At 66.7% G+C, this 12619-nt stretch carries 9 protein-coding genes; 6 read left to right on the forward strand and 3 right to left on the reverse strand.

Going from position 1 to position 12619, the window contains the following annotated elements; genetic code table 11:
* Positions 1 to 3 precede the first annotated feature (3 nt).
* From JAB4_RS25645 to JAB4_RS25655, 3 genes are all read left to right on the forward strand, one after another.
* Positions 4 to 3117, forward strand: coding sequence for an efflux RND transporter permease subunit (locus JAB4_RS25645; RefSeq protein ID WP_070223071.1), 3114 nt, complete (start codon positions 4 to 6; stop codon positions 3115 to 3117).
* 368 nt (positions 3118 to 3485) lie between these two features.
* Positions 3486 to 4208, forward strand: coding sequence for an MgtC/SapB family protein (locus JAB4_RS25650; RefSeq protein WP_070223069.1), 723 nt, complete (start codon positions 3486 to 3488; stop codon positions 4206 to 4208).
* A complete protein-coding gene (locus JAB4_RS25655; protein ID WP_175444796.1) occupies positions 4208 to 4519 on the forward strand; it encodes a hypothetical protein in 312 nt (103 codons plus the stop codon). The genes JAB4_RS25650 and JAB4_RS25655 overlap by 1 nt, the downstream gene beginning before the upstream one ends.
* Here the strand turns inward: JAB4_RS25655 and JAB4_RS25660 are convergent.
* Both JAB4_RS25660 and JAB4_RS25665 read right to left on the reverse strand, forming a co-directional pair.
* Positions 4511 to 5908, reverse strand: a complete 1398-nt coding sequence (locus tag JAB4_RS25660) for an ATP-binding protein (protein WP_175444798.1) — start codon at positions 5906 to 5908, stop codon at positions 4511 to 4513. The genes JAB4_RS25655 and JAB4_RS25660 overlap by 9 nt on opposite strands.
* Positions 5901 to 6581: a response regulator transcription factor gene (locus JAB4_RS25665; RefSeq protein WP_070223136.1), complete on the reverse strand. Its 681-nt coding sequence runs from the start codon at positions 6579 to 6581 to the stop codon at positions 5901 to 5903. Before JAB4_RS25665 ends, JAB4_RS25660 begins: the two co-directional genes overlap by 8 nt.
* A gap of 238 nt (positions 6582 to 6819) precedes the next feature.
* Between JAB4_RS25665 and JAB4_RS25670 the strand changes: the two genes are divergently transcribed.
* The 3 genes from JAB4_RS25670 to JAB4_RS25680 are packed head-to-tail and all read left to right on the forward strand — an operon-like array spanning position 6820 to position 12314.
* Positions 6820 to 7953: an efflux RND transporter periplasmic adaptor subunit gene (locus JAB4_RS25670; RefSeq protein ID WP_070223063.1), complete on the forward strand. Its 1134-nt coding sequence runs from the start codon at positions 6820 to 6822 to the stop codon at positions 7951 to 7953.
* Positions 7946 to 11050, forward strand: coding sequence for a CusA/CzcA family heavy metal efflux RND transporter (locus JAB4_RS25675; RefSeq protein ID WP_070223061.1), 3105 nt, complete (start codon positions 7946 to 7948; stop codon positions 11048 to 11050). The genes JAB4_RS25670 and JAB4_RS25675 overlap by 8 nt, the downstream gene beginning before the upstream one ends.
* Entirely contained in the window at positions 11037 to 12314 is a 1278-nt protein-coding gene (locus JAB4_RS25680; RefSeq protein WP_070223059.1) for a TolC family protein, read from the forward strand. Before JAB4_RS25675 ends, JAB4_RS25680 begins: the two co-directional genes overlap by 14 nt.
* Before the next feature lie 66 nt (positions 12315 to 12380).
* Here the strand turns inward: JAB4_RS25680 and JAB4_RS25685 are convergent, their stop codons facing one another.
* A complete protein-coding gene (locus JAB4_RS25685; RefSeq protein ID WP_070223057.1) occupies positions 12381 to 12587 on the reverse strand; it encodes a hypothetical protein in 207 nt (68 codons plus the stop codon).
* Between the last annotated feature and the right edge of the window lie 32 nt (positions 12588 to 12619).

Here is a 12619-nt window from a genome sequence, read left to right on the forward strand (position 1 = left end):
GCCATGTGGATGACCAAAGTCAGTATTCAAAACCCCGTCTTCGCCACCATGGTCATGGTGGCGCTGGTGGTGCTGGGCATCTTCTCCTACCGTGGCCTGGGCGTGGAGAGCATGCCCAGCGTGCAGTTCCCGTTCGCCGCCATTGAAGTGAACTACCCGGGCGCCTCGCCCGAAGCCGTGGAAAACGACATCACGCGCCCCATCGAGGACGCCGTCAACACCGTCAGCGGCATCAAGACCATCCGCGCCAATTCGTGGGAAGGACGCGCCGGCGTCTACCTGGAATTCGAGCTGTCGACCAATATGGACAAGGCCATGCAGGACTTGCGCGACAAGGTGGCCCTGGTGCGCCCGCGCTTCCCGAAGGAAGCCAAGGACCCGTTCATCGCGCGCGCCGAGGGCGACAACGAGCGCCCCATCGCCACCATCGTGCTGACCTCGACCGGGCATGACCTGCGCGCGCTGTCGACCATGACGGAGCAGATCATCAGCAAACGCTTCCAGGGCGTGGCCGGCGTGGGGCAAGTCAAGCTGCGCGGCCTGCGCGCGCGCCAGATCCTCATCAGCATGAAGCCGATCGAGCTCAATGCCCAGGGCATCGGCGTCGATGAAGTCATCCGCGCCATCCAGGCGACGAATACCAACCTGCCGGCCGGCTCGATCAGCCATGGCGCGGCAGAGCAGCTGGTGCGCGTGGAAGGCAAGATCAAGGATGCGCGCGAATTCGGCAAGATCATCGTGGCGCGCCGCGCCATCGGTCCCGTCTACCTGGACCAGGTGGCCACCGTCGTCGACGGCGAGCAGGAAGAACTGTCGATTTCGCGCATGAACGGCCAGCAAGCCGTGACCATGGAAATCACCAAGGTGCAGGACGCCAACGTGGTCGAAGTGGGTACCGGCATCCTGAAAGTGGCGGCGGACCTGCAAAAGAGCCTGCCGCCCGATATCACCCTGCGCGTGCTGGACGACGAATCGGAACGCGTGCAAAGCCAGCTCAATAACGTCAAGCGCACCATCATCGAAGGCGCCGTGCTGACCATGGTGATCGTCTTCCTGTTCCTGCACTCGTGGCGCTCGACCATCATCACGGGCTTGACCCTGCCGATCTCCGTGCTGGCCAGCTTCATCGCCATGAAGGCCTTCGGCTTCACGCTGAACTTTTTGACCCTGATGGCGCTGTCCCTGTGCATCGGCCTGCTGATCGACGACGCCATCGTCGTGCGCGAAAACATCGTGCGCCACCTGGGCATGGGCAAGAACCACTACAAGGCGGCCAACGACGGCACCAATGAAATCGGCCTGGCCGTAATGGCCACCACGTTCGCCATCGTCGCCGTGTTCGTGCCCGTCGCCTTCATGGACGGCATCATCGGCCGCTTCTTCCTGCAGTTCGGCATCACCGTGGCCGTCGCCGTGCTCGTTTCCCTGTTCGTCAGCTTCACGCTCGACCCCATGCTGTCGTCCGTCTGGCGCGATCCCGTCAAGGACCGCTTCAAGTACGCGCCGTGGCTGGGCCGCTTCATGGCCTGGATCGAGACGGGCATCGACCGCCTGCACGTCTGGTACAGCAAGGTGCTGGCAGTCGCTTTGCGCTGGCGCAAGACCACGCTGGCCACGGCCGTGGCGCTGTTCGTCGGCAGCCTGATGCTCGTGCCCATGATCGGCGGCGAGATGTTCCCCGAGACGGACCAGGGCTGGGTCAACCTGCGCTTCAAGACGCCCGTCGGCTCCAGCCTCGAATACACGGATTCCAAGGTGCGCCAGATCGAAACGGCCCTGAAGGAGTTTCCCGAGATCGACAGCCTGGTGGCCAATATCGGCACGCCCGATGGGCGCAACACGGCCGAGGTGAACCTCAAGCTGACGGACATCAAGACACACAAGCGCCGCTCGCAGCAGGAACTGGAAAAACTGATCCGCGAACGCCTGGCGCCGATCGCCGGCATCACCCTGTCCGTCGGCCAGCGTCCCATCTTCATCGCCATCCTCGGCACGGACGAAGGCAAGCTCGATGCCGTGGCGCACACCCTGATGGACAAGATGCGCAACATCAAGGGCCTGGCCGACATGGAATACAGCCAGGAAGGCGCCAATCCGTCGACCACCGTGAAGATCAACAACGAACTGGCCAGCGACCTGGGATTGTCGGTGCAGCAGATCGGCAATGCCTTGCGGCCGTTCGTGGCGGGCGACACGGTCAGCCACTGGCTGGCGTCCGACGGGCAAAACTACGACGTCAACGTGCAGCTGCCCAAATCGGGCCGGCAAAAGGTGGCCGACCTGGCCGACCTGGCGCTCGCGTCGAGCAAGCTTGACGCAAACGGCAAGCCCGTCATGATCCCGCTGCGCCAGGTGGTCGACTTCGTGCCGTCTTCGAGCCCGCAAGTACTGAAACGCCAGGCCTTGCAGCGCCGCGTCGCCATCTATGCGGGGGTGCAGGGCCGCCCTGCCGGCGACGTCGACGCCGACGTGCAGAAGGCCATCAAGTCCATCGACCTGCCGCCGGGCGTGCGCTTCGACGTGGCCGGCAATGCGCAGCAGATGGCTGAAACCATGGGCGGCGCGATGATGGCGCTGGGGATCGCCGTGATCTTCATCTACCTGGTGCTGGCCTCGCAGTTCGGCAGCTTCCTGCAGCCGATCGCCATCATGGTGTCCTTGCCGCTGTCCCTGATCGGCGTGCTGGCCGCGTTGCTGATCACGGGCAGCACCCTGAACATCTTCTCCGTGATCGGCTTCATCATGCTCATGGGCTTAGTGACGAAGAACGCGATTCTGCTGGTCGACTTCACCAACCAGCGCCAGCGCGAAGGCCTGGGTCAGTTAGAGGCGCTGATGGAAGCGGGGCAAGTGCGTCTGCGCCCCATCCTGATGACGACCCTGGCGATGGTCTTCGGCATGCTGCCGATGGCCATCGGCATGGGCGACGGCGGCGAATCGCAGGCCCCGATGGGCCGGGCCGTCATCGGCGGCGTGATCACCTCGACCCTGCTGACCCTGGTGGTGGTGCCCGTCGCCTACACCTATCTCGACAGCCTGGGCAAGCGCGCCGCGCGCTTTTTCGGCGGCGGCGAGCATGCCGAATCCGCCGATGATGGCAAAGCACACGCCCACTGATTGACCGGTCGCCTTCACCGTCCCCGCATTGGCGGGGACGACGCGGCGGCTGCCTGAAGAGAGCTTCAGTTGACCAAAGCGGCACCACTGGCTAGACTGTCCCCGTTATCAATGATATGGAGTGACTCGTGGGTGCTTGTTCCAGTGACAGTAGTCGATTGACCATCGGCGATCGGCCTTAGGCAAGACGCGCGCATTCCGCCCGCCCTGCCCTCGGCAAGGTGTGGCTCTTCCAGCGGCGAACTTCACTCGCCGCCACTTCCCTCCTCATCGTTCCACCGCCCGTCATCCCCGTCTGCTGCCCCCAATCCGGGCGGATGCTCTCCGCCTTGTGCACTCGCCTGTTCCTCCCCAGCCGGGAGAAACTGATGGTGGTATTTGACTTTGCGCTGCGCGTTGCCGCGGCATTGACCCTGGGCGCCATGATCGGCGCCGAACGCCAGCTGCGCCAGCGCATGGCGGGGCTGCGTACGAATGCGCTGGTGTCCGTCGGCGCCTCGCTGTTCGTGATGGTTTCCGTGCTCGAAGGCGATGCCTCCGGCCATATGCGCATCGCCGCGCAGGTGGTGTCGGGCATCGGCTTTCTCGGTGCCGGCGTCATCATGCGCGAGGGCATGACGGTGCGCGGCCTGAACACGGCCGCCACCCTGTGGTGCTCCGCCGCCATCGGCATCCTGTGCGGCCTGGGGTTTGCCCTGGAAGCGGCCATCGGCACGGGCTTCGTGCTGATCGCCAACCTGGTGCTGCGCCACCTGGCGCAACGGATCAACGCCCACGGCAGCGAAGCGGGCATCGAGACGGAAAGCATCTACCGCGTGACGGCCGTGTGCGAGGCGGAGCAGGAAGTCCAGGTGCGCAAGCTGATGCTGCGCTTGATCAGCGGCATGCCGGCGCTGATGCTGCAATCCTTGCACAGCGAAGACGCCGCGCAGGCCGGGCGCATCGAAGTGCGGGCCGACCTGCTCACGCCCTTGTCCAGCCTGGGATTGCTGGAGCAGATCGTCAGCCAGGTCAGCCTGGAAGGCAGCGTCTCGGCCGTGCGCTGGGCGCTCGTGAACAACGCGGAATTTGTCGCCGAACGGGGAGTGTGATGATGAAAAAATTTTTCCATTGGTTTGCCAGGCGCGGCCCCGTCGTGGCCACCTACCGCCTGACCGTCACCTGCCCCGCGGCACAAGCCGACCACGTCGCGCGCCTGCTGCTGGCCGAACTCAAAGGCGCGGGCCTGGCGCCGTCGCAGATGCTGCGCAGCTGGGACGAAGCCCGGCAGGTGGTGCGGCTGATCGCCACGGTGCTGTGCCAGGCCGTGCAGCGCGCCGTGCTGGTGCGCTTCGTCAACCGGGCGGGCGCCTGGCCGCAAGTGCGGCAGGTGCGCTGGGAAGGCGTGCCCCCCTCAGCTTGAAGCTGGCAGGCGCATGAGGAACAGCGCGCCGCCTTGCGGGCGGTTGCGCGCCTCGATACTGCCGCCATACGCATGCACGATCGCTTGCGACAGGGCCAGGCCCAGGCCGAAACCGGGCGCCTCGCCCGCGCGCGCCTGGGCGCCACGGTAAAAGCGCTCGAACAGATGCGGCAAGTCTTCCACGCCGATGCCCGGGCCCACGTCCGCCACGCCGACGAGTGCATGTTCGCCCTCGCGCGCCACGTGCACGGTGATGCTGCTTCCTGGCGGCGAAAACTTCACGGCGTTATCGAGCAGATTGGCCAGCACCAGGTTCACGGGGCCGGCCGCCACGCGCGCGTGCACGGCCACACTGTCATCGAAGACGATGCGGATGCCGCGCTGCGCTGCCGGCTTTTCCAGCCGCTGCGCGGCCGCCCGCACGAGCGGATTGAGCGCGATGGTTTCCACGGCATTGCGCTCCTGCCCCACGTCCAGGCGCGTGAGCATCAGGAGTTCTTCCACCAGGGTCGTCAGGCGCTGCACTTCATCGAGGCAGGACGCCAGCGCATCGACATACTCGGGCGTTTCGCGCGGACGGCGCAGCGTGATTTCGATTTCCGTGCGCAGGCGCGACAGGGGCGAGCGCAGTTCGTGCGAAGCATCGGCCGTGAAGCGGCGCTGCGCATCGTAGCCGTGTTCCAGGCGGTCCAGCATGGCGTTCAGGGTATCGACCAGGCGGCCGATCTCGTCCTGCGTGCCGGGATGGGGCAGGCGCTGGTGCAGGCTGGCCTCGCCGATCGAATGCGCCTGGTCGACCACGTCGTCGATGGCGCCCAGCACGCGGCGCGTGAGCATTTCGCCGGCCAGGCCCACGGCCGCCAGCAAGGCCAGCGCCATGGCGCCAAACAGCACGGTGGCCGCGGCCAGCACGTGATTCGTGTCGTCGAGCGAACCGGCCACTTGCACCGCCAGGCGCGCGCCGGACGAGGGCACGGGAATCGAGACCATGCGCAGCGGCTCCTCGCCGAACTTGGGCAAGGTTTCGAAGACGGTCTCGCCGGCCGCCAGGCGCGCCAGCAGGGCGGGCGGCGCCGGCAGTTGCGCCGCCTCCAGGTTGCGGCTGCGCGCCAGCACGCGGCCTTCGCCATCGATGATCTGCACCAGGCGGTCCAGCCGCGTCAACGACGGCGGCGCCAGGCCCGGCGCCACCTCGTGCACCTGCACGGGCTGGCGCGGCGCGGCCGGCAGCATGGCCATTTCCGTCTCGGCCAGCGCCAGCAGGGCCGCATCGAGCTGGCCATGCACGGCGCGCGACAAGCCCCAGTAGCCGGCCAGCGCCGTGGAGGCGACAATGGCGAGGATGACGGCCAGGTGCACCAGCAGCAATCGCTTGCGAAAGCTAGCCACCATGGTTTTCCGCCAGGCGGAAGCCGCGTCCGCGCACCGTGTGGATCAGGGGCGGCAAGCCCGGCGCATCGACCTTGCCCCGCAGGTTGCGCACGTGGACGTCGATCAGGTTGTCGATACCGATCAGGTCAGCCTGCCAGATCTGCTCGGCCAGGCGCGCGCGGCTGACCACCTCGCCCGCCTGGCGCAGCAGGATCAGCAGAATCGCGTATTCCTTGGGCGTGAGCACCAGCGGCGCGCCGGCCCGCGTCGCCTGGTGGCTGACGGGATCGAGCGTCAGGTCGGCCAGCGCCAGCACCAGCGGGCGGCTGATGTCGGAGCGGCGCAGCAAGGCGCGGATGCGCGCCAGCAGCTCCTCGAATTCGAACGGCTTGGTCAGGTAATCGTCGGCGCCCGTGTTCAGGCCAGCCACCCGGTCGGCCGTGGCGTCGCGCGCCGTGAGCATCAGCACGGGCGTGTGGATGCCGCGCGCGCGCAAATCGCGGCAAAAATCGATGCCCTGCTTGCCCGGCAACATCCAGTCCAGCACGATCGCGTCGTAGTCGACGGCGTAGCTTTCATCCTCGCCCTCTTCCGCGCTGTGCGCCACGTCGACGACAAAGCCTTCTTCCTGCAAGCCACGGGCCAGCAGGCGCGCCGCCTTGCGGTCGTCTTCCACCAGGAGGATTCTCATGCCTGCCTTTCCCATTGTGCTGTGTTTTCCCGCATTTTCCATCCTTGCATTTTACCGCGCCATACCGCGCGCGCACGCAACCTGAAGAATGATTCAGGCGTTCTTGGGCGCTTCTTCAGGAGCACATTGCTATGCTTTTCCGGCGCTGTCATATCGCTGCCCGCGCTCCCCTCTGACCGCCCGCCTGGGCACGGCATCCACGCATGCCCCATCACCATCAATAACAAGGAAACACGGGATGAACACGACCACCCGCAACGCCCTGGGCGCCAGCTGCGCCCTCGCTCTCGCCTGCTCGGCCCTGGCCGGCTGCGCCAAACCGACGGCGGCAGCCATGCCGCCCGTCCAATCGATGCATCTCGACGACGGCAGCATCGCCGTCGACAAGATGTCGCCGCTGCGCCAGCGCCTGCAGATCGCCGCCGTGCAGGAACAGGAGATCGCCACGCAGACGGAGGCGCCGGGCAGCATCGAAGCGATGCCGGAGAAACTGGTGAAGATCACGCCGCCCCTGGCCGGGCGCATCACGCGCTTGCAGCGCGCGCTGGGCGACAGCGTGAAGGCGGGCGACCCGCTGTTCACGCTCGACTCAGCGGAACTCAGTGCCGCCTACGCGGACGACAGCAAGGCGAAGTCCGCCCTGCTGCAGGCGCGCCAGGAACTGGAGCGCCAGAAAACCCTGTTCGAGGCGGAAATCGCCGCGCGCAAGGAGTACGAGGCGGCCCAGGCGGCCTTTGCGCAGGCGGGCAGCGACGCCCAGGCCAGCGCCGACAAGCTGGCCCAGTACGGCGCCGGCGCGCGCGGCACACGCGGCACCCGCCGCGACTACGTGCTGCGTTCGCCCATCGCCGGCACCGTGATCGCCATGGAAGGCGCCCAGGGCGGCTACTGGAACGATATCAACGCGCCCGTCATGACGGTGGCGGATCTCTCCACCGTGTGGCTGTCGGCCAACGTGGCCGAAAGGGACCTGGCGCAGGTGGCCGTAGGCCAGACGGCCCGCATCACCGTCGATGCCTGGCCCGGCAAGGCTTTCGAGGGCAAGGTCGCGTATGTGGGCGCCGTGCTCGATCCCGAGACGCGGACGGTAAAAGTGCGCGTGGCCATCGACAACCGCACCGGCACCTTCAAGCCGGGCATGTTTGCCCACGCGGGATTCGCCGGCGCCAGCCGCCGCGCCCTCCTCGTGCCCGCGGCGGCCGTGCTGCAAAGCGGGCCATCGACGCGCGTGATGGTCGAGCGCAGCCCGCTGGTATTTACGCCGCGCACGGTGGAAGTGGGCGCCAGCCATGGAGAACAGGTGGAAATCCTCGCCGGCCTGAAAGCGGGCGAACGCATCGTCGTCAAGGAAGGAGTGCTGCTCAATGATTGACCGTTTCATCGCCACCTGCTGCCAGCGGCGCGGCATCGTCTGGCTGGTGCTGCTGTTCGTCGCCGTCTACGGCGTCTATTGCTGGAAGCAGCTGCCCATCGAAGCCTATCCCGACATCGCCGACGTCACCTCGCAGATCGTCACGCAGGTGCCGGGCCTGGGCGCCGAGGAAATCGAACAGCAGATCACCATTCCGCTCGAGCGCGCCCTGCTGGGCACGCCAGGCATGCACGTGCTGCGCACGCGCAGCCTGTTCGCGCTGTCGCTGATCACGGTGGTGTTCGAGGATGGCAGCGACGGCTACTTCACGCGCGAACGGCTGCAGGAGCGCCTGGCCAGCGTGAACCTGCCGTACAACGCCAAGCCGGGACTCGATCCCTACACCTCGCCCACGGGCGAGATCTACCGCTACACGCTGGAATCGAAAACGCGCTCCCTGCGCGAACTGTCCGAGCTGCAGTTCTGGACCGTGATCCCGCGCCTGCAGCAGGTGCGCGGCGTGGCCGACGTCAGCAATTTCGGCGGCCTGACGACGCAATTCATGCTGGAACTCGACCCCGCAAAACTGGACAGCTACGGTTTCTCGCTGGCGCAGGTGAAGGACGCCATCAACGCCAATAACCTCAGCGGCGGCGGCAGCGTCATCGACCGCGGCCAGCAATCGTACGTGGTGCGCGGCGTGGGCCTGCTGCATTCGCTCGATGACATGGGTAACGTCGTCGTCAGCAGCAAGGACGGCGTGCCCGTGCTGGTGAAGGACCTGGGCAAGCTCGCTTACGGCAACGTGGAGCGGCGCGGCATCCTCGGCAAGGACGACAACCCCGACACCATCGAAGGCATCACCCTGCTGCTGAAGGATTTCAACCCGTCCGAAGCGCTGGCCGGCATCCATGCGGCCGTGGACGATTTGAATGCGAATGTGCTGCCGAAGGACGTCAAGGTCGTGCCCTATCTGGACCGCAGCTCGCTGATCGACGCCACCCTGCACACGGTCAGTTATACCCTGGGCGAAGGCATGCTGCTCGTCGCCCTCGTGCTGCTGCTGTATCTGGGCAGCCCGCGCGCGGCCGCCATCGTCGCGCTGACGATCCCGCTGGCCCTGCTGATCGCCTTTATCTTCATGCACCACTTTAAGATTCCCGCCAATTTGCTGTCGCTGGGGGCGATCGACTTCGGCATCCTCGTCGACGGTTCCGTGGTGGTGCTGGAAAACATGCTGCGCCGCCGCGAGCGGGAACAGGAGCGGCCCCTCACCCTGCAGGACGCCATCGACGCGACCCTGCAGGTGGCGCGGCCCATCATGTTCGGCATGGCCGTCATCATCGCCGCCTACCTGCCCCTGTTCGCCTTCCAGCGCATCGAGTACAAGCTGTTCTCGCCGATGGCCTATGCGGTGGGCGCGGCGCTCGTGGGCGCGCTGGTGGTGGCGCTGGTGCTGATCCCGGGCCTGGCCTGGCTGGCCTTGCGCAAGCCGCGCCGCACCTTCCATAACCGCGCGCTGGACAAGCTGGCGGGCGCGTACGGGCGCTTCCTCGAACGCATGGTGGGCAAGAAGCGTTGGGTGGCGATGGTGTGCGCGGGATCGCTCGCAGCGCTTGCCATCCTGGGCGGCAGCATCGGCCGCGATTTTTTACCCTACCTCGATGAGGGTTCGCTGTGGCTGCAGGTGCAGATGCCGCCCGGGATCACCCTGGACAAGGCGTCGGAGATGGCCAGCGAACTGCGCCGCGCCGCGCTGGAATTCCCGGAAGTGTCGACCATCGTCACGCAGACGGGACGCAACGACGACGGCACCGATTACTGGACGCCGTCGCACATCGAGGCAAGCGTGGGACTGCATCCCTATAAAAGCTGGAAGTCGGGCATGAGCAAGCAGCAGCTGATCGCGAAAATGAACGCACGCTTCGCGCGCATGCCCGGAGTCACAGTCGCCTTCATGCAGCCGATGATCGATGGCGTGCAGGACAAATTGTCGGGCGCGCACAGCGACCTGACGGTGAAAATCTTCGGCAACGACCTCGATGAGGTGCGCGCCATCGCCGGCAAGGTGGCCAATGTGCTGAAGACTGTCCACGGCGCCTCCGACGTGGCGGTGGACGTGGAGCCGCCGCTGCCCAACCTGAAGGTGGAACTGGACCGCGCGAAGGCGGCCCGCTACGGCATCAACGCGGCCGACGTGGCCGACCTGATTGCCACCGGCATCGGCGGCGCGCCCATCGGCCAGGTCTACGTGGGCGAGAAAAGCTACGACATCGCCGTGCGCTTCCCGCCCGCCACGCGTTCCAGCCCGGACGCCATCGCCAGCCTGAAGCTCACGGCCGCCAACGGCGCGAGGATACCGCTGGCGCAGGTGGCCACCATCAGCACCACCTCGGGCGAAAGCGTGATCGTGCGCGAAATGGGGCGGCGCCACATCATCGTGCGCCTCAATGCCCGCGGACGCGACCTGGCCGGTTTCCTCGACGAAGCGCGCCCGCTGGTGGCGCAAGCCGTGGCGGGCGAGCACCAGCGCATCAGCGTCGAATGGGGCGGCCAGTTTGAAAACCTGCAGCGCGCGCAAAGCCGCCTGGCCCTGATCCTGCCGATGACCCTGGGCGCCATGTTTTTGCTGCTGTTTGGCCAGTTCCGCAACCTGCGCCAGCCTGCGCTGGTCTTGCTGGCCGTGCCGCTGGCCATGCTGGGCGGCCTGGCCGCGCTGCACCTGCGCGGCATGACCTTGAACGTGTCGAGCGCCGTCGGCTTCATCGCCCTGTTCGGCGTGGCCGTGCTCAATGCCGTGCTGATGCTGGCGCAGATCAACCGCTTGCGCGCCGACGAAGGCAGGAGCTTGCGCGAGGCCGTGCTGGAAGGCGCGCGCGACCGCATGCGTCCCGTGCTGATGACGGCCACCGTGGCCGCCCTGGGCCTGACGCCGGCCATGCTGGCGACGGGCCTGGGCAGCGACGTGCAGCGCCCGCTGGCCACCGTCGTGGTGGGCGGGCTGGTGACGGCGACGGCACTGACCCTGCTGCTGTTGCCGGCCCTGTATTACCTGATCGAGGCGTATGTACAACAACGCCGGACCGATACAGAAGGAGTGAACCATGACACGTTTTAATGTATTGCTGGCGGCCTGGCTGATCGCCCCCTGCGCCAGCGCCGCCCCGTTGAGCTTCGAGACCTATTTGTCCGCCGTGGAAAGCCACAGCCTGGAACTGCAGGCGCAGCAGGAAGACATCGTCTCGGCCAAGGCCGGCATCGGCATCGCCGGCCTGCGTCCCGATCCCGAATTCACGCTGGGCGCCACGCGCGAAACCGTGCGCAGCGTCGAGCACCGTCCCGTCACGTGGAATCCGGCCATCAGCATGGCCATCGAAACGGGCGGCAAGCGCGCCGCGCGCTTGAAGGCGGCGCACAGCCATGTCGCGCTGGCCGAGGAAACGGTGGCTGGCTTCAAAAGCGAACTGTATGGCACGGCCGCCGCCGCGTTCACGGAAGCGTGCCGCACGCGCGAGGTCCTCGCGCGCAAGGAGCAGACCATGGCGGCCCTGTCGAAAGTCGTCGACGCGAATGCCGTGCGGCGCAAGGCGGGCGACGTGGGCGGCATCGAGCTGCTGCAGTCGCGCGTGGAACGCGACCAGTTCCAGGCCGAGTTGGCGCAGGCGCGCAGCGAGGCCGACAGCGCCATGTTGAATTTGTCGCCCCCCTTGGGCCGCCAGTTCGACAGCCTGTTTCCGGACGCACAGCTGGCCTGCGACTTCGCCGCGTATGCCGACCAGGATGCCAGCACCCTGGTGCCGCAGGCGCTCGAGGCGCGCAGCGACGTGCGCATCGCCCGCGCCACCGTGGACAATCTGCGCGACGGCGCGGCGCTCGTGCGCGCCAACCGCTCGGTCGACCCGACCGTCACCGTGGGCCTGGCCGCCGCGCGCGGCTACCATGACGGCGTTGACGCCAGCGGCAATCCCGTCGACGGGTCGCCACGCTCGCGCGCCTTGAGCGTATCGCTGGCCATCCCCATCCCCCTGTCGCGGCGCGACAAGGGCGACGTGGTGCAGGCGGAAGCGGGCGTGACGCAAGCGATGCTGGCCCTGCGCCAGGCGGAACTGGCGGCGGAAACGCAGGTGCGCACGGCGCAGCGGCAGCTGCGTGCGGCGCAGGACAGGCTGGCGCGCTACCGCGACGGCGTGCTGGTCGATGCGCAAAAGGTGGTCGACGGCATGCGCCTGTCCTACTTCAGTGGCAATGCCTCGCTGCTGGAATGGCTGGCGGCGCAGCGTTCGGCCGATGAGGCGTATCAGGGTTATGTGCAGGCGCGCGCCGATGCGGCCATCGCCAGCACGCAGCTGCAACTGGCGATCGGCCAGCGGCCGCGCTTGTAGCGGGGGAAAGAAAAACGCGGGGAGACCGGCGCGGCCATGCCGCACCGGTCGTCAGAAACAGGGGAATTACTGCGGCTGGGCAGGAGCGTCGCCAGCGGCGGCTGGATCAGCGTCGACGTCTGCGTCGTCCGCTTCCGGCTCATCGCCCTCGCTGCCATCGGCCGGCTTCGGATTGTTTTTCGCTTCCAGCTTGCGCCTGGCTTTTTCCTCGGCTTTCTTCTTCTTTTCCAGCTCTTTTTGCCGTTTTTCGTATTGGAAATTTGTCTTGGCCATTTACTACCTCTTTAGTTTTTAGATGTTACAGA

Source organism: Janthinobacterium sp. HH102, from assembly GCF_001758625.2.
In the GTDB taxonomy this organism is placed as follows: domain Bacteria; phylum Pseudomonadota; class Gammaproteobacteria; order Burkholderiales; family Burkholderiaceae_D; genus Janthinobacterium.